Source organism: Candidimonas sp. SYP-B2681 (genome assembly GCF_003971065.1).
In the GTDB taxonomy this organism is placed as follows: Bacteria; Pseudomonadota; Gammaproteobacteria; order Burkholderiales; family Burkholderiaceae_B; genus Pollutimonas.
On record NZ_RYDV01000007.1, the window covers coordinates 242498 to 258962 of the forward strand.

17 protein-coding genes are annotated in these 16465 nt (G+C 54.7%); 16 read left to right on the forward strand and 1 reads right to left on the reverse strand.

Annotation, left to right across the window (positions count from 1 at the left end; translation table 11 throughout):
- Nucleotides 1-106 precede the first annotated feature (106 nt).
- From metE to EKL30_RS15725, 13 genes are all read left to right on the forward strand, one after another.
- Nucleotides 107-2401, forward strand: a complete 2295-nt coding sequence (metE, locus tag EKL30_RS15670; RefSeq protein ID WP_126708178.1) for a 5-methyltetrahydropteroyltriglutamate--homocysteine S-methyltransferase — start codon at nt 107-109, stop codon at nt 2399-2401.
- A gap of 28 nt (nt 2402-2429) precedes the next feature.
- Nucleotides 2430-3011 carry a DUF2889 domain-containing protein gene (locus EKL30_RS15675; protein WP_126708179.1) on the forward strand — a complete coding sequence of 194 codons (582 nt, stop codon included), beginning with the start codon at nt 2430-2432 and terminating at the stop codon, nt 3009-3011.
- A gap of 84 nt (nt 3012-3095) precedes the next feature.
- Nucleotides 3096-4256, forward strand: coding sequence for an ADP-forming succinate--CoA ligase subunit beta (sucC, locus tag EKL30_RS15680; protein WP_126708180.1), 1161 nt, complete (start codon nt 3096-3098; stop codon nt 4254-4256).
- A gap of 23 nt (nt 4257-4279) precedes the next feature.
- Entirely contained in the window at nt 4280-5161 is an 882-nt protein-coding gene (gene sucD / locus EKL30_RS15685) for a succinate--CoA ligase subunit alpha (protein WP_126708181.1), read from the forward strand.
- 240 nt (nt 5162-5401) lie between these two features.
- A complete protein-coding gene (locus tag EKL30_RS15690) occupies nt 5402-6121 on the forward strand; it encodes a TerC family protein (RefSeq protein WP_126708222.1) in 720 nt (239 codons plus the stop codon).
- Nucleotides 6108-6236, forward strand: a complete 129-nt coding sequence (locus tag EKL30_RS19340) for a hypothetical protein (protein WP_255414701.1) — start codon at nt 6108-6110, stop codon at nt 6234-6236. Before EKL30_RS15690 ends, EKL30_RS19340 begins: the two co-directional genes overlap by 14 nt.
- Nucleotides 6237-6239: 3 nt before the next feature.
- The gene (hemC, locus tag EKL30_RS15695; protein WP_126708182.1) at nt 6240-7187 is read left to right on the forward strand and encodes a hydroxymethylbilane synthase; all 948 of its coding nucleotides are present in this window, start codon (nt 6240-6242) and stop codon (nt 7185-7187) included.
- 34 nt (nt 7188-7221) lie between these two features.
- Nucleotides 7222-8037: a uroporphyrinogen-III synthase gene (locus EKL30_RS15700; protein WP_126708183.1), complete on the forward strand. Its 816-nt coding sequence runs from the start codon at nt 7222-7224 to the stop codon at nt 8035-8037.
- A 15-nt stretch (nt 8038-8052) separates the two neighbouring features.
- Nucleotides 8053-9420 (forward strand): uroporphyrinogen-III C-methyltransferase, encoded by a 1368-nt coding sequence (locus EKL30_RS15705; RefSeq protein ID WP_126708184.1) that lies wholly within the window; start codon nt 8053-8055, stop codon nt 9418-9420.
- A gap of 3 nt (nt 9421-9423) precedes the next feature.
- Nucleotides 9424-10941, forward strand: a complete 1518-nt coding sequence (locus EKL30_RS15710; RefSeq protein ID WP_126708185.1) for a heme biosynthesis HemY N-terminal domain-containing protein — start codon at nt 9424-9426, stop codon at nt 10939-10941.
- A gap of 36 nt (nt 10942-10977) precedes the next feature.
- Nucleotides 10978-11514: an inorganic diphosphatase gene (gene ppa, locus EKL30_RS15715; RefSeq protein WP_126708186.1), complete on the forward strand. Its 537-nt coding sequence runs from the start codon at nt 10978-10980 to the stop codon at nt 11512-11514.
- Nucleotides 11515-12210, forward strand: a complete 696-nt coding sequence (locus tag EKL30_RS15720) for a fumarylacetoacetate hydrolase family protein (protein WP_126708187.1) — start codon at nt 11515-11517, stop codon at nt 12208-12210.
- A 54-nt stretch (nt 12211-12264) separates the two neighbouring features.
- Nucleotides 12265-12393, forward strand: a complete 129-nt coding sequence (locus EKL30_RS15725) for an entericidin A/B family lipoprotein (RefSeq protein ID WP_126708188.1) — start codon at nt 12265-12267, stop codon at nt 12391-12393.
- 121 nt (nt 12394-12514) lie between these two features.
- Here EKL30_RS15725 and EKL30_RS15730 read toward each other — a convergent pair whose 3' ends face one another.
- A complete protein-coding gene (locus tag EKL30_RS15730) occupies nt 12515-13507 on the reverse strand; it encodes a tripartite tricarboxylate transporter substrate binding protein (protein WP_126708189.1) in 993 nt (330 codons plus the stop codon).
- 612 nt (nt 13508-14119) lie between these two features.
- Here EKL30_RS15730 and EKL30_RS15735 point away from each other — a divergent pair.
- The 3 genes from EKL30_RS15735 to EKL30_RS15745 are packed head-to-tail and all read left to right on the forward strand — an operon-like array spanning nt 14120 to nt 16457.
- A complete protein-coding gene (locus tag EKL30_RS15735; protein WP_126708223.1) occupies nt 14120-14347 on the forward strand; it encodes a hypothetical protein in 228 nt (75 codons plus the stop codon).
- Nucleotides 14344-15672: a Tad domain-containing protein gene (locus EKL30_RS15740; RefSeq protein WP_126708190.1), complete on the forward strand. Its 1329-nt coding sequence runs from the start codon at nt 14344-14346 to the stop codon at nt 15670-15672. Before EKL30_RS15735 ends, EKL30_RS15740 begins: the two co-directional genes overlap by 4 nt.
- Nucleotides 15669-16457: a hypothetical protein gene (locus EKL30_RS15745; RefSeq protein ID WP_126708191.1), complete on the forward strand. Its 789-nt coding sequence runs from the start codon at nt 15669-15671 to the stop codon at nt 16455-16457. The genes EKL30_RS15740 and EKL30_RS15745 overlap by 4 nt, the downstream gene beginning before the upstream one ends.
- Nucleotides 16458-16465: the final 8 nt, after the last annotated feature.

Consider the following 16465-nt stretch of genomic DNA (forward strand, 5'->3'; position numbering starts at 1 on the left):
ATGAGAATTATTCATATTATGCATGGTGAATTTGATTTTGATTCATGCAATTGTATAGGCACAATAGCAGTCGAAACTAATATTACTCATCTAATAAGCATTTAACATGACAGTTACTCATAATCTAGGCTTCCCCCGCATTGGCGTTCAACGTGAATTGAAACGGGCCTTGGAATCTTACTGGGCGGGTTCGGTACCCGCCGAAGCACTTGAACTTACGGGCCAACAATTGCGCGAGCGTCATTGGGATCTTCAAGCGCGGTCCGGCCTAACGTTCGTACCGGTCGGTGATTTCGCTTGGTATGACCATATTCTGGAATGGACGACATTCCTTGGAGCCGTACCCGCCCGGTTTGCGCAAGCGTCAAATGAATTCGTCGGCAATGACACTCTTTTCAGGATGGCGCGTGGTCGCGCACCGCAGGGTACACCTGCCATTGCGTGCGAAATGACGAAATGGTTTGATACCAATTACCATTACATCGTGCCCGAATTGGTGCCCGATCAGGCATATCGTATTGCTCGAAGCTATCTGTTTGATCACGTGCTCGAGGCTCAGGCGCTTGGTCATAAGGTAAAGCCGGTGATCCCAGGTCCATTGACCTGGCTATGGCTGGGCAAGGGCGACGCCTTCACGCATGGCGTAGACGATCTTGCCAAGCTGGATTTACTGGATAATTTGCTTCCTGTCTACACACAGGTATTGCAGCGCCTCAAAACGTTGGGAGTGCAGTGGGTTCAGATAGACGAGCCAATTCTTGGTCTTGACTTGCCCGAAGCCTGGCAAGCCGCATTCAAGCGGGTATACGACACCCTGGCAGAATCCGGCGTATCTGTGCTCTTGGCGACGTACTTCGAACACCTCAAAGAGAATGTCCAGGTCTTGGAAGGCTTGCCCGTTCAGGGCGTGCATATCGATCTGGTGCGTGCGCCGGACCAGCTGCACGATGTACTGGCGGTCCTCGGAGAAAATCAGGTGCTTTCGCTGGGGGTCATTGACGGCCGCAACGTCTGGCGAACCGATCTGGATAAAGTGCACGCGGTCGTTGCGCCGCTTGCGTCGTCTCTGGGCGAGCGTCTGTGGCTTGCCCCTTCCTGTTCCTTACTGCATGTGCCTGTTGACCTGGACGCCGAGAAAGAGCTGGATGCCGAACTCCGTGGTTGGCTCGCCTTTGCCGCGCAAAAGCTGGACGAACTGGAGTGGCTCGCCCAATCTTTGGCAGATAACCCTAATCCTTCGACTTTGGCGGTCCTGCAGCGGCAACGAGCGTTGTTAGAGGAAAAGAGCAAGTCTGGCCGGATCCATCATCCAGCGATACAGGCACGCTTGGCAACGTCGGCAAAATTGCCGCGCGAGCGCACTCCATTTCTGCAGCGTATTCTTGTCCAGCAAAAGAATTTGAATTTACCGGCGTATCCCACGACCACTATAGGATCTTTCCCCCAAACTACCGAGATCCGGGTGTCTCGCCGTGACTGGAAAAACGGATCACTTAGCGATGCCGCGTACGAGAAAGCCATGCGTGCCGAAATTGAACACGTTATCCGATTTCAAGAAAGAGTGGGGCTAGATGTTCTGGTTCACGGAGAAGCCGAGCGTAACGATATGGTGGAATACTTCGGCGAATTGCTCGGCGGCTTTGCTTTTACGCAGAACGGTTGGGTACAAAGCTACGGTTCGCGCTGCGTGAAACCCCCCATCATTTTCGGCGACGTAGCTCGACCGGTTGCAATGACGGTCGCATGGTCCGCTTATGCGCAGTCACTCACCGATAAGCCGGTAAAAGGTATGCTGACTGGACCGGTCACCATACTGCAATGGTCATTTGTGCGTGATGATCAGCCCCGAGAAGTCACATGCCGGCAACTCGCTCTGGCATTGCGTGATGAAGTGGTGGACCTTGAAGCGGCCGGTATTGCCGTCATACAGATCGATGAGCCGGCCTTCCGCGAGGGCCTGCCATTGCGCCGCGCCGATTGGGCGCGGTATTTGGAGTGGGCCGTAGATTGTTTCCGTCTGTCGACCGGCGGGGTCCGGGACGATACGCAGATACACACGCACATGTGCTACTCCGAATTCAATGACATTATTCAGGCCATTGCGGCAATGGATGCTGACGTTATCACTATCGAAACATCGCGCTCCAATATGGAGCTGCTTGGGGCATTCGAAAACTTCCACTATCCGAACGATATTGGCCCTGGCGTTTACGACATCCATTCACCAAATGTGCCCGAAGTAGAATCAATGGTAGGCCTGATGCGCAAGGCGGCGACGCGACTGGCGCCCGAACGGCTATGGGTTAACCCCGATTGCGGTCTGAAGACCCGTGGCTGGCAGGAAACCGAAGCCGCACTGGTCAGGATGGTCAGCGCAGCGCAGGCTCTGCGCTATACTTAACCGTTTTTTCGCCATATGCCGATTGTAAATGCCCTTGCCACCTCCTGATATCGCCCGCGAACCCTTGCATACGCGCTCCATACGTGTGAGTTCGTTTGCCCGCGAGGACGGCCAATGGGACCTTGAGGCCGAACTCATCGACGTCAAGGCTTACGATTTCGTACTTAGGGATGGCGCGTCGTTACATCGCGCCGGCGACCCTATTCATCACATGCATCTTCGCGTAACGATCGATGATCAGTTCATGATCACGGCCGCAGTGGCCGATTACGACGCCGCCCCGTACCAGGGAAACTGCACGGCCATCGCACCCGACTATCGGCATCTAGTTGGCATGAATCTGCTACGCAATTTTCGCCAGGTGGTCAAAGACCGCTACGCTAAAACGGCGGGCTGCAGTCACATGACGGAACTGGCCTATGTTTTGCCAACCGTTGCGATCCAGACCATGGCCAATAAGCGGCGTAAAGAGCAATCGGCAACGGGTCAACAAGCCAAGCGTCCATTTCAATTGGAAGGGTGCCATGCACTCAGGCTCGACGGGCCGGTGGTGCAAGAGTTCTATCCCAAATGGTACGTAACGCCCAAGGCCGAAGCAAAGTGCGAATAGGGTATCCTCAACGGGCGGGCAACCGTGCTCCAGGGCACAGACGCACGCGTTCTTTCTTATTCTTTACGTTCTGACAGGTAATAAATGAAAATTCACGAGTATCAAGGCAAGGAACTGCTGAAGAAATTTGGCGTGAATGTCCCACGCGGAATTCCTGCTTTTTCCGTTGACGAGGCCGTTGCCGCAGCTGAAAAGCTGGGCGGTCCGGTCTGGGTGGTGAAGGCGCAGATTCATGCGGGTGGCCGTGGCAAAGGCGGCGGAGTCAAGCTGGCACGCTCGCTCGACGAAGTGCGACAGCTCTCATCCGAAATTCTGGGTATGCAGTTGATCACGCACCAAACTGGTCCTGAAGGCCAAAAGGTGGGCCGCCTGCTTATTGAAGAAGGCGCCGATATTAAGAAAGAATATTACGTTGGCATTGTTACCGATCGTGGCTCGCAGCGCGTCTGCGTGATGGCTTCGAGCGAAGGTGGCATGGACGTTGAAGAAGTCGCCGAAAAGACTCCCGAAAAAATCCTGAAGGTGTTCGTGGATCCTAAAGACGGCCTTACTGACAAGGCGGCTGTCGAACTCGCGCACGGTATCGGTGTACCCGATGCTTCGGTAGACAAAGCAGCTGCAGAGTTTCAGAAGCTTTACAAGGTTTATACGGAAACTGACGCCGAACTGGCTGAAATCAATCCGCTTATCCTGGCCGGTTCGGGCGACATCATTGCGCTCGACGCCAAATTCAACTTCGATTCCAATGCTTTGTTCCGTCATCCCGAAATCGTTGAGTATCGCGATCTGGCCGAGGAAGATCCCGCTGAAATCGAAGCCAGCAAATTCGACCTGGCTTATATTCAGCTCGATGGCAACATTGGCTGCCTGGTGAACGGAGCTGGCTTGGCCATGGCAACGATGGACACGATCAAGTTGTTTGGCGGTGAACCCGCCAACTTCCTGGATGTCGGCGGCGGTGCAACGGCCGAGAAAGTGACTGAAGCCTTCAAGATCATGCTTCAGAACAAAGGCGTGAAGGCGATTCTGGTCAATATCTTCGGTGGGATTATGCGCTGCGATGTCATTGCCGAAGGCGTCATCGCCGCGTGCAAGGCCGTCAACCTGAGCGTGCCGCTGGTCGTTCGCATGAAGGGTACAAACGAAGAACTCGGCAAGAAACTGCTGGCTGAGTCGGGCCTGCCTATCATCAGCGCTGACACCATGGCTGAAGCCGCGACTAAAGTCGTAGCCGCCGCGAAATAAGAATATTGCCGAGGAATTTGTAAATGTCGATTCTGATCAACAAAGATACAAAAGTCATTACCCAAGGAATAACCGGTAAAACCGGCCAGTTCCATACCCATATGTGCCGCGAATACGCCAATGGAAAAGCGGCTTTCGTCGCTGGCGTACATCCCAAGAAGGCTGGCGAGAATTTTGAAGGCGTGCCTATTTTCGGCAGCGTAAAAGATGCCAAGGCCGAGACTGGCGCTACGGTTTCTGTTATTTATGTACCGCCAGCCGGTGCTGCTGCGGCAATTTGGGAAGCGGTTGAAGCCGACCTGGACCTGGTCATCTGCATCACCGAAGGGATTCCTGTCCGCGACATGCTGGAACTCCGCAACCGTATGCGCGACCAGAACAAACGGACTCTGTTGTTAGGTCCTAACTGCCCAGGTTTGATTACACCCGACGAATTAAAAATCGGTATTATGCCGGGCCATATTGCCCGCAAGGGTCGTATCGGCGTGGTTAGCCGTTCGGGTACACTAACTTACGAAGCGGTTGCTCAGCTTACCGAGTTGGGCCTGGGTCAGTCTACTGCAGTCGGTATTGGTGGCGACCCCATCAATGGTCTCAAGCACATTGATATTCTCAAGATGTTCAATGACGATCCAGAAACCGATGCCGTCATCATGATTGGTGAAATTGGCGGTCCTGACGAAGTCAATGCCGCAGAATGGGCTAAAGACAACATGAAGAAGCCCGTGGTAGGCTTTATCGCAGGCGTTACCGCTCCAGCTGGAAAGCGCATGGGCCATGCTGGTGCCTTAATCTCTGGCGGCGCTGATACGGCTGACGCCAAGCTGGAAATCATGGAAGCTTGCGGTATTCGCACCACTCGCGATCCATCCGAAATGGGCAAATTGCTTAAATCGGTACTATAAGTCGGTAAAAGAAGCCTCCTTCGGAGGCTTCTTTAGCAGACTCATACATTTTGGCGCCATTTAACGATGGCGCGACAGTCCGAACAGCGCCTAAAAACGTTGTTCAGGCTTGTGGAATATTTTTCAGGCAAGAACGCAGACTAAATGAATCCTGAATTACAATAGCCTGCTTCGTTATGCCTCGGTATGTCACGTAAACCGGGGCTTTTTATCGCCTTATGGGCTGACACGGGAATCAAGATGGTAGAGTTATTTGAATCGCTGCACTGGGGTGCGCTGTTTCAGATCGTAATGATCGACATATTGCTGGGCGGCGACAACGCGGTTGTAATTGCGCTGGCTTGCCGCAATCTTGCCCACAAGCAACGCGTGAAGGGGATTTTGTGGGGCACGGCGGGCGCGATCATTCTGCGCATCGTCCTGATCGCCTTCGCTTTGACTTTGCTCGGTATCCCTTTCCTCAAGATCGTAGGCGGTTTGCTGCTGTTATGGATCGGTATTAAATTGCTGGTGCCCGAAGAAGGTCATCACGAAAATATCAAGGCTAACGCCTCGGTGTGGGCTGCTGTCAAAACTATTATCATCGCCGACTTTGTAATGAGCCTGGATAACGTGATCGCGATTGCAGGCGCAGCGCAAAATACCATACCCGATCATCAATTGGGCTACGTGATTTTCGGTCTGCTGTTAAGCGTGCCTATTATTATTTGGGGCAGTACTATAGTCCTGAAGTTAATCGATCGTTTCCCGCTGGTCGTGACGCTGGGTGCCGCACTGTTGGGCTGGATCGCAGGTGGTATGGTCGTAACCGACATATTCATTGAAAGCAAGTTCGGTCAAGTGCCCGGCACGATCAAGATCGCAGCTGAGGTCATCGGCGCGATTCTAGTGGTGGGAATCGGTAAGTGGATAGCCAGTCGCAAGGGCGCTGGCAAGGAAAGTGCACATGGGTCTGTTTAAGTCCTCCGGTCGCAAGAAGCCCGACGAAGCAGGTCTGTCGCTGCTTCAAGGCCTGCTCATATTGGCAATCATCGGCATCATACTCGCCGTCGTATTTACTCAGTTGGCAGGCTAGGGTATGGCTGCAGCACCTGCGAAACTGGTCATCGCGACTCGTGCAAGCCGACTTGCCTTATGGCAAGCCGAACACGTACGCGATCGACTTCAGGCGATTTATCCCGATTGCCAGGTCAGCTTATTGACGATGACCACCCGAGGCGATCAGATTCTTGATCGCACGTTGTCCAAAATCGGCGGTAAGGGTTTGTTCGTCAAAGAACTGGAAACGGCCTTGCTCGACGGTCGTGCCGATCTGGCGGTGCATTCCCTCAAGGATGTACCCGTCGACATGCAAAGTCCATTTGCTTTGTCAGTCATCCTTGAGCGCGATGATCCGCGCGATGCCTTTGTATCCAACGATTTTGCTTCCCTTGATGCGCTTCCCGCTGGCGCTGTCGTGGGTACGTCCAGCTTGCGTCGAGAATCGCAAATACGCCAGCAGTATCCGCAACTCCATATCCAGGCGCTGCGGGGTAACCTTGACACTCGGCTTGGCAAACTCGATCGAGGCGAGTACGCTGCCATTATTCTGGCGGCAGCCGGCCTTAGTCGTTTGGGGCTCGCTTCACGTATACGCAGCTATCTGTCTGTAGAGCAGAGCTTACCGGCCGCGGGCCAGGGCGCCCTTGGTATCGAAATTCTCGAGCAACGCAAAGACATGCACGAATGGCTCGCGCCATTAGCCTGTCCAAGCACGGCGGCGTGCGCCTTGGCAGAGCGTACCGTGTCGCGGGTGTTGGGCGGATCTTGCCAGGTCCCCTTGGCTGCATTTGCTCAATTGGACGGCAACACCTTAAGCATTGCGGCTTTGGTGGCAGAGCCCGACGGTACACGGATCATACGTTCTCAAGTTTCCGGTCCTGTCTCTTCGGCAGAACAGCTTGGCGAGCAAGTCGCTCACGATTTGCTCTCTAAAGGAGCCAACGACATTCTGTCACGGCTCTTGTCCCCGGATACGGCTTCCTGACGCGTGGTGGCCGCGTTTTGTGGTTAAGAAGACCATGAAAGCTAGTGTCGTTCTGACTCGTCCGCAAGGAAAGAACGAACAACTCGGGCGCCGCTTGCAGGCGGCCGGGCTGCGACCGATCGCCTTGCCAGCCTTATCGCTAACCCCGCTCATACAGGATGGCGATCAGTTACCGCCGCCCGGCGACTACGACTTGATCGTTTTCGTAAGCAGCGGTGCCGTCGCCATGTATCTCGATCTGCTTGCCCGACGTACCAATCAAGGTGCCTGGCCAGAACGAACCATGGTGGCGACCGTGGGGCGCTCTAGTGCGCAGCCTCTGTATGACTCGGGCCTTATGCAACATGCACACATTTTGCATCCTGACCCTGTCACCCAGGATCAGGACTCGGAAGCCCTTTGGTCTGTTTTACAGCCGCTGCGTCATCGTCTTGAGCGTGTGTTGATAATAAGGGGTGAATCCGGGCGCGAATGGCTTGGTGCGCAATGTGAGGAGGCGGGCATCGATGTTGAGCGTTTGGCCTTGTACCGGCGCACACGGGCTGTCTGGCAACCTGGGCAAACTCAACAGTTATCAGAAATCATGGTGTCGCCTGAGCTCTGTGTTTTCTTATTGACCAGTGGCGAAAGCGCAGACGCCGTTCATGCCCATATCCGCCAATTGGGGCTGGAAGAGGAATGGGCCAAATGCCGGTTCGTCGTGATACACGAACGTGTAGCATGCCGTTTACAATCTCTGATCGGTGCTTCTGGTAAGGTAGAGCCGACAGTGATAAAGGTATGTTCGCCCTGCGATGATGCCATTTTCCATGCCATCGTCCAGTTGGCGTCGCTTAAAGAAAATTCCTAGGATTACAATCTCGCCATGACTGATAAAAAACCCGAGATCTCGCAAGCGTCCCAGGCTTCTGCCCCTGGCATTCCAGCTTCGCCAGGACCATCGACCACGGCTCAGCCAAAGAAGTCTTTGCCTGCCCGAAAACCGCGCTCCGTCCTGCTTCCCGCCTTTATTATTTTGCTGTTGATTGCCGTCGCGCTCGGCGCTGCCTTATGGTATCAGCAGCAACAGTTCCGGAACAGCACGCAAGGACTGTCCGCACAGGTTCAAAGCGGAGCCAGCACCGCCAATCAGGCCGCCGAACAGGCTCAGCAAGCCTTGTCCCAGTTGCAAGATCAGTCCCGTCAAATAGCGTCGCTTGAAAAGGCGATCGGAGAATCCAAGGACCACTTGGAAAGCCTTGAGCAGGCATTTCGCACACTGACCGACAGCGGTTCAGATCTCGTCCTGATTAACGATGTTGACCACTTACTGACGATTGCCCAGCAACAGCTGCAGTTAAGCGGTAACGTGGCCAATGCCGTGATTTCCCTCGAAACTGCACAGGCACAATTGGCCCGCGCGAACCGTCCTGGTCTGGCGTCTTTGCTTCAAACCATCAACGGCGACCTTGATCGACTGCGTTCTGCATCCACTATTGATGTTGCCTTACTTTCCACTCAACTGGACGAATTAAGCGCACTGGTTAGCGAAGCACCATTATTGGTTCCCGACGATGCCGCACCAGCGCGCGCAATTGCGCCTCCGGCTGCTTCAGAAAGTACTCCGCAAAGCGATCGCAGCGTAGACAGTAGCTTGCCATGGTGGAAGCAAACGCTGGGAACAGTCGAAAACTGGTCGCTCAGCGCATGGTCAGCCGTCCGCAAAGATCTCGGCGAGTTTGTTAACGTGCGTCGTGTCGATGACCCCACCGCTTTGCTGATGTCACCAGACCAAGCCACACGTTTCCGCGAGAATCTGCGGCTGCGGATCATGACGGCGCAACTGGCTTTAATGATGCGGCAGCCCAAGGTGTGGGAGTCTGAAACCGATATGCTGGTGAAATCGATCGAAAGCCGTTATGACCAGGCGTCCGAAGACAGCCGCCATGCCCTTAAGTTGGCACGACAAATGGCCGACACTACCATCGACGTCAGGTTGCCGACGGTCACTAATAGTCTGCAAGCGATCCAGGCTTTACGCGAAGCCAGCGCCGAATCTGCACGACATAATGCCGTTTCGACGCCTGAAGGCGCCACGACGCCTGCCGCGCCCGATGCCACAGAGAACGGTCCGCAAAACGGCACTCCAGCTAAAGAAGCCGTGCCGTCCAGTTCTTCGGCACCCGATACGACACCAGCTCAGCACTATCCTGGGCAGCCGGGCGGGTCGGCTTCCGTCAAGCCACAGGGGTAAGCAATGAGAACATGGTTCTGGACTCTGCTGGTATTTGTGGCTGCCGTTGCGCTGGCATTGGTCTTGCGCGACCATAGCGGCAATGTGCTTATCGTTGCACAACCCTGGCGTATCGAGCTTTCGCTTACGCTGGCCATTCTGCTGGTATTAGCTGCGTTCATCGTCTTGTACGTTGTACTGCGCGTGGTGGCCTGGATTTCCGCTGGCCCCGAGCGCTTCCGTTCGTGGCGTACTCTTCGCACGGAAAACCGCGATCATGCCTTGCTTGAAGGCGGTTGGATTAACGTGCTGGAAGGTCGCTATACTGAAGCTGAAAAAGATCTTTCAAAGTTATTGGGTCGGACCCGCTCTAACAGTCGCAAGGTGCTGGCCGGACTCGCATCGGCCCGTGCGTCACATCATCTGGGCGAGTTCAACCGCCGGGATCAGGCGTTAGCCCTGGCTCAGCAAAGCGCTGGCGACAATCCCCGATTACGCGAGGCGGCAGCTACCGTAGCAGCCGAAATGTATCTCGATCAAAACCGTCCGCAAGATGCATTAGTGTTATTGCAACCCTTGCAAGATGCCAGTTCGCGCTACTTTCATGCAACTCGGCTGTTATTGCGTGCGCATCGTCAACTTCGAAATCACGACCGCGTTTATGAGCTGACACGTTTACTTTTGCGTCGGGGCGTAATCGACAAGGCCGAGGCCATGCAGCTTATCGAAACGTCCGCAGCGGCGCGTTTGCATGCTGCTGGACCGGCCGGATTTAAATCCATATGGGGTGACCTCAAGGCCGAAGAGCGGGTATTGCCAGACATTTCACTGGCTGGGGCTGCGATTCAGGAATCGCTTGGAAATTACGACGAGGCTTCCAAAATTCTTGAAGCCGCAATAAACGTCAAGCTAGAGCCTCGCTTGCTCAGCGCCTATTCGCAATGCCCGCAAGAACAGGTTGCGCACAGGCTTAGCAAGGCCGAAGTCTGGCTCAAGAATCATCCTGATGACTCCGCTTTATTGGCGGCGTTAGGTAATTTGTGCCTGACGGGCGAGCTTTGGGGGCAGGGCGAACACTATCTATTGCGCAGCATGAAAATACGTAGCGATATGCGGATTCATGCATTATTGGGCAACCTGTATGATCGTCTGGGCCGCCCCGCCGATGCCATGAACCATTGGCGCCTGGCTTCCAGTGTGGCTGGAGTTCTTCCTGTTCTGCCCACGAGCCGGGCATTGCCTGCGGCCGATACCCGCGGCGATCCCACTCTTGTCGACGTGGAAAGCCTGCCGGAAACCCAGGCCTATACGCCGGCCATCATTCCGGTGGCGGCCAGCGCTGCTGACTACACGGACGACGATTTGAGCGGTTCGGTGCCCATTCCGGCATCGGCGCCCGCGCCCAAGCTTCCCGCCGAGGTGGCCAAACCGGAACGGGCCGCTGATTCCGGACTTGACGAATACTTTGACAGTGCTCCGATCCCTGGGATCGATTTATCGCAAACCTCTGACCGGCCACGCCGTGGCTCCGGAAAACATTAATCTTTTTTACATTTCTACCGTAAGGCTGAACAAAGCATGAGCTTAGACCGTGTACCTGCTGGCAGTAAGTTGCCTGATGAATTTAATGTCGTTGTTGAAATCCCCATGAATGCGGATCCGGTCAAATACGAAGTCGATAAAGAATCGGGCGCCGTGTTTGTCGACCGTTTCATGCTTACCGCCATGCATTACCCATGTAACTACGGGTATATCCCCCAGACGATATCCGACGATGGGGATCCCGTTGATGTGCTCGTTTTGGCTCCTTTCCCCATACAAGTCGGCGCGGTGATCCGTTGCCGCTCGATTGGCGTTTTGATCATGGATGACGAAGCAGGAGGCGATGCCAAGGTCTTAGCCGTTCCGGTCGACAAACTTTATCCTCCTTACCGTACGATCAAGTCACCTGAAGACCTTCCCCACGAGGAACTTGCCCGCATTCAGCACTTCTTTGAGCACTATAAAGACCTTGAAAAAGGTAAATGGGTCAAGGTAAAGGGCTGGGAAGGCCCTGAAGCCGCACTGAAAGAAATTCGCGATGGCGCAGAACGTTATGCTAGAGGTGGCAAGTAAATGAAGACTATAATTCCTGCGCTCCCCGTTGCCGCCATTCCCGTCGCCGGCTCCGATGCCGTATTTCCGGTACGCCGTGTGTATTGCGTCGGGCGTAATTATGCCGAGCATGCAAAAGAAATGGGCTTTACCGGTCGTGAAGAGCCTTTCTTCTTCTGCAAGCCAGCCGACGCATTGCTTACCGTGGCCGACGGCCAGGTCGGGACCATGTCTTATCCGCCCAAGACAGCGAACCTGCACTACGAAATCGAGCTGGTCGTTGCCCTCGATAAAGGCGGTCGAGACCTGACAACCGAGCAGGCAGTGGATTGCATCTGGGGCTACGGCATTGGCCTCGATATGACGCGCCGCGACCTTCAAGGCGAAGCCAAGAAGCAAGGCCGTCCATGGGAGGTTGGCAAGGCTTTTGATCAGTCGGCCCCGATTGGGCCGCTGCATCCCCGTGAACAGGTCGGAACTCTGAATTCGGGCGCGATCTCACTTAGCGTGAACGGCGCCGCTAAGCAGTCCAGCGATCTGTCCCAGATGATCTGGAATATCGCTGAATCGATTGCCTATTTATCCGGTCTATTCGAGCTGAAAGCTGGCGATATCATTTTTACCGGGACGCCTGAAGGCGTAGGGCCGGTGGTCGCTGGGGACACTATGGTTGGCGCCATAGAAGGTTTGGGCGAACTGCATGTAAAGATCGCCTGATCTTGCGTTAGAATCTGTATATTGTCATTAAAAACGTTTCTGAAAAGGGAAATCATGGCTGCTAAAATTCTAGCTTCCTTCGCCTTGCTGGGTTGTATCGCCTTAGCAGGTTGCAATACTGTAGCCGGGGCCGGTGAAGACATCAGCAAAGCGGGCGGCGCGATTACCAAGTCTGCCAAGTAATACGAATACAGCGGTACCGAGTCTGCCATTGCGGGCTCAAATTCAAAAAGCTCCTGCGTTTCACGCAGGAGCTTTTCTTTTGGCCTGATCCGTTTGTGGGTTTCCCCGTACGGCTACATTTTTACTCTTTCAGGGAAAGGCCCGTTTCCTTAACGAACTTATCCCAGCGTTTGTACTGTTCCATAGTGTACTTATCAACGCTGGCGCCATCAGTGGCTATGACTTCAAAACCTAATGCAGTCAGTTTCTGTTTTACTTCCTTGTCGTTGAGGGCTTCCTGGAATGCCTTCGTTAACGTATTCGACACACTGTCCGGAGTCGCGGCCGGGGCGAAGATACCTATCCAGGAGTAGGCCTCGTACTCGGGGAACCCAGATTCCTGGACGGTGGGCGTATTGGGTAAATCCGGCAGGCGGGTGGTACCCGTGACAGCCAGCGGCTTTATTTTGTCCGCCGCAATTTGCGCCTTCATTGCAGCATAGCTCAGCAAGGTAAAGTTCACGACATTGCCAAGTACCGCTTGTACCGCCGGCCCGCCGCCGCCGAACGGGACGTGAAGGATATCCACTTTCGCCTGACGCTTAAGGTCTTCCGCGGCAAGGTGATTTAGCGAACCGGCGCCAGTCGACGCATAGCTGTATTTTCCAGGGTTTGCCTTGGCTTCAGCCAGGAAGTCCTTAAGGTTTTGGCCGGGAGTCGCCATGGATGCGCCCATCACTAGGGGAAATCTAAGGGCGAACGCGATGCCGCGCAAATCCTTGAACGTGTCGTAAGGCAGGTCGGGCCTGACAATAGGGTTGATGGCATGAGTATCAAAGCTTACCAGCACGGTATTGCCATCGGGCTTCGAGCGTACGACATATTGGGTGGCGATCTGGCTTGCAGCGCCGGGTTTGTTCTCGACGATAACAGGGCGATTCAGCAGTTCGGCAAGTTTGGGCTGGATTATCCTGGATGCGATATCGGTGCTGCCACCCGGTGGGAAAGGGACCACCAGCCGTAAAGGAGCGTCATCGGCCACGGCCACACTGGCCATTGAACAGGCGACAAGGCAAGCTGCCCCGATCTTCAACATAGTATGGGCGGCATATGTTTTCGAGAGTAATCCGGTCATCGATTTTCCTTCTTATGAGATTGTCCAGGTTCGAACGCTAAAGCTTAATTTTTAAAAGCGGCAAATGGCGCTCTGCTATTAAATCTCATTCTTCATTCTTTGTCTCTGCACGGCGCAAAGTTATTCTCGGCCTGCCGTTGCTCCATGGCGAGCTGAAAGTGAAGCCTGGAGCCATAAAACTGTCACTGCAGTTTGATCCCCAGGTCACACGTTCTCCCTAAGATGCTGGTCATTCCAGGCGATTCGCGTTGCCCAAATGCCACTTCAGCACCACAGGAGTATTGATTTGTTTAAAGGCATGCAGCGTATGGTTCTAGCGTCGGCTGCTACCAGCGTAGATTCGTGGCTGATGGCGCATCAGAGCGACCTGCCAGAGGGCGTGGTGACAGGGTTTTGATAGCGATGTGTTGTCCACTGAAGACGCTGGCGTTTAGGTGTATTAAGCCAGCCAATTCAAGAATCCTTAAACGGGTGAAGTGTCCTTTGATCTGTTGATTTTGCCCAGCTCGGCATGTCCGAATTGTTGGGACATCCGACTGCGCTCACACTGCAATCCTGAACTGTCAGGAGAGCACCGTGCAAAAACGACAAGGTAGGCAAGGCGGCCAAGGAATGACCGAGTACATTATTGTGGTCGCCCTCGTGGCGGTGGCTGCAATAGCCGTTTATCAATTGTTCGGGCAGGTTGTCCGCTCACAAACTGCCGCGATGGCCAAAGAGCTGGCCGGTGAAGATGGGTCCGAACAATCCCGGATGGCACAAACCGCAGCCGAAGCCGCAGCGGCCCAAACTGCCGCCAAGACGCTTAAATCCTTTACTGGCAACGCGGGGGCGCAATGACCGCAGCCAGTTACAGGAACGACTTTGCAGACATCCAGCGCGGTCAGGCTATGGTGCTGGGCATGTTGCTGGCAGGTGTTGCGATTCTTGTCTTGGTCCGCTACTTTGCCACGGGGCAGGTGGTGGCCGCCAAAGCCAGGCAGCTACATGCTCTTGATGCAGCGGCATATAGCGGAGCGTTAATCCAGGCACGCAGCTTGAATATGCTCGCGTATATCAATCGTGCACAGGCGGGCCATCAGGTGGCGATGGCGCATCTCGTCACGCTTGGATCATGGGCATCGCTGGGTGGAACACAGGCCAGGCAACTCGCCAGTGGCAACCCACCCGCCTACCTTATTGGCATGATGTTCGGACCGGAACATGGCGCGGCTTACCTCGCCGCTCAACGCGCTGCTGGCTTCGATTCGCGTGCTGCCTCACAGGGTGATCTCGCACAGGCTTATGCCGCACATGACAACGTTGTCAGGCAGATTCTTGGTACAGTCCAAAGCGATATTGTCCAAGGTCTTCCGCAAGCCCGTGTGGCTGCCATGCGGGCCGTGTTGGCCGAAAATTATTCAGGCGTTGCTCCCGAAGACTTCAACCTCGTCGTGGATGAAGACAATTGGCAAGGCTATGTTCAGCGTTACTCTGGGCAGCAGCAGTTACGGTCTCTGGTAGAAGATATTACGCAGCTATATGGCTTCCTGGACGCGCGCAACCGCAGCGTATCGAATCCATGGTCGGTCGAGGCAAGATGCCCACATTTACGCCACCAACTTCGCCGGCGCGGTGTAACCGAACTGGACTCAGCCGGACGTTGGCAATCTATCGATACTCAGTCTTACCATGCCCTGCGGTCTAACAAATGGATAGGCTGCTACTACCGCGAATATGCCATGGGTTGGGGCTGGATACCCAGCGTGGCATCCCAAACACTGCTCGAGCCCCACGTCGATGATCCGCCTGACAACTTTTCGGCCCAGGATTTTTGGCGCTGGGTAAAAGAGGCCACTGATTGGGACATATTGTCGGGTAGCGACAATCCGCTCGCCAATTCCAGAGCGGTAGCAAACCGTTATCGCTGGGAAGGTGGGGGGCTACCTAATTTTTTTGATGTCACTGCTGACCGACACTTGACTCTGCGCTTCAGCTTAACGTTACGGCATCCAGGACCTGAAAATTTGACGGTAAGCACGCGCAGCGCGGCAGAAACATTCTTTGATCGGCCTGAGGCGCGGACCGACGGCCGAACCGAATACAGGAATTTATTTCATCCCTATTGGCAGGCGAGGCTGGCAGCGCCTTCTTCGCACGAACTCAGTATGGGGGATTCGCCATGAGACGCCTTTCCGAATGGTGGAGTTGCCATGCCGGCAGTGATTCGCACCATGCCATGCACACCCATGCGGTCCAGGATGGGCAAGCTTTGGTGGAAGGAATGGTGGTAATGATGGTTCTACTGTCGCTGTGGACGGGCACAGCTTGGCTGGGACGCCTGCAAGACATGGGTCTGCAGGCGACACATGCCAGCGCCTACTCTGCATTTTCATCCAGCCGGAATCCGACCGCGAAAATCGATCATGACGTGAAGCGGTCCTATTTTTCAGGGCCTGCCCACAATTGGGCGGATCGCCGGGGTCGGCGGATATTAAGCAACGAGCTTGATGAAATCGTTTTGCAGTCGATGCGGCATGCCGCGCTCGACAATAAGGCACAACCGGGAGGTCCTGGTGATGATGCGCAATCCCTGCGTCGGGATTGGCGGCTCGACGATACAGGCATACTTGTCAGCCAAGTTAACGTCTCAGCTTTGGCGACCAGGCCTACTTTACCTAAAGCTGCATTCACGGGTATGGCTGACTTTGACATGCCTTATCCGCAATTACGTCGCCATACGGCGATTCTTACCGGCGCCGGCCACGCCAGCAACGATTTAGCGGTACAGCAAACCGTGTCTCGCTCCGCGCTCGGATGGGGCAGTAGTGCCACGACTTCTTATGGTCACGGCAGAAGCATCGCGTCTGTCATGGTCTCCGTCGATGCTGCGTGGAATCGAACTGAACCGGTTTTTGACTGGCTTGCGCCATGGGCAGGGTACGTGCCCGAATCACGCATCGCTCACTGAATTAAGGG

What these genes read in the sequence shown, in the direction of transcription:
- metE (WP_126708178.1), top strand. Translation starts at nt 107, where the DNA reads ATGACAGTTACTCATAATCTAGGCTTCCCCCGCATTGGCGTTCAACGT.
- EKL30_RS15675 (WP_126708179.1), top strand. Translation starts at nt 2,430, where the DNA reads ATGCCCTTGCCACCTCCTGATATCGCCCGCGAACCCTTGCATACGCGC.
- sucC (WP_126708180.1), top strand. Translation starts at nt 3,096, where the DNA reads ATGAAAATTCACGAGTATCAAGGCAAGGAACTGCTGAAGAAATTTGGC.
- sucD (WP_126708181.1), top strand. Translation starts at nt 4,280, where the DNA reads ATGTCGATTCTGATCAACAAAGATACAAAAGTCATTACCCAAGGAATA.
- EKL30_RS15690 (WP_126708222.1), top strand. Translation starts at nt 5,402, where the DNA reads ATGGTAGAGTTATTTGAATCGCTGCACTGGGGTGCGCTGTTTCAGATC.
- EKL30_RS19340 (WP_255414701.1), top strand. Translation starts at nt 6,108, where the DNA reads ATGGGTCTGTTTAAGTCCTCCGGTCGCAAGAAGCCCGACGAAGCAGGT.
- hemC (WP_126708182.1), top strand. Translation starts at nt 6,240, where the DNA reads ATGGCTGCAGCACCTGCGAAACTGGTCATCGCGACTCGTGCAAGCCGA.
- EKL30_RS15700 (WP_126708183.1), top strand. Translation starts at nt 7,222, where the DNA reads ATGAAAGCTAGTGTCGTTCTGACTCGTCCGCAAGGAAAGAACGAACAA.
- EKL30_RS15705 (WP_126708184.1), top strand. Translation starts at nt 8,053, where the DNA reads ATGACTGATAAAAAACCCGAGATCTCGCAAGCGTCCCAGGCTTCTGCC.
- EKL30_RS15710 (WP_126708185.1), top strand. Translation starts at nt 9,424, where the DNA reads ATGAGAACATGGTTCTGGACTCTGCTGGTATTTGTGGCTGCCGTTGCG.
- ppa (WP_126708186.1), top strand. Translation starts at nt 10,978, where the DNA reads ATGAGCTTAGACCGTGTACCTGCTGGCAGTAAGTTGCCTGATGAATTT.
- EKL30_RS15720 (WP_126708187.1), top strand. Translation starts at nt 11,515, where the DNA reads ATGAAGACTATAATTCCTGCGCTCCCCGTTGCCGCCATTCCCGTCGCC.
- EKL30_RS15725 (WP_126708188.1), top strand. Translation starts at nt 12,265, where the DNA reads ATGGCTGCTAAAATTCTAGCTTCCTTCGCCTTGCTGGGTTGTATCGCC.
- EKL30_RS15730 (WP_126708189.1), bottom strand. Translation starts at nt 13,507, where the DNA reads ATGACCGGATTACTCTCGAAAACATATGCCGCCCATACTATGTTGAAG.
- EKL30_RS15735 (WP_126708223.1), top strand. Translation starts at nt 14,120, where the DNA reads ATGACCGAGTACATTATTGTGGTCGCCCTCGTGGCGGTGGCTGCAATA.
- EKL30_RS15740 (WP_126708190.1), top strand. Translation starts at nt 14,344, where the DNA reads ATGACCGCAGCCAGTTACAGGAACGACTTTGCAGACATCCAGCGCGGT.
- EKL30_RS15745 (WP_126708191.1), top strand. Translation starts at nt 15,669, where the DNA reads ATGAGACGCCTTTCCGAATGGTGGAGTTGCCATGCCGGCAGTGATTCG.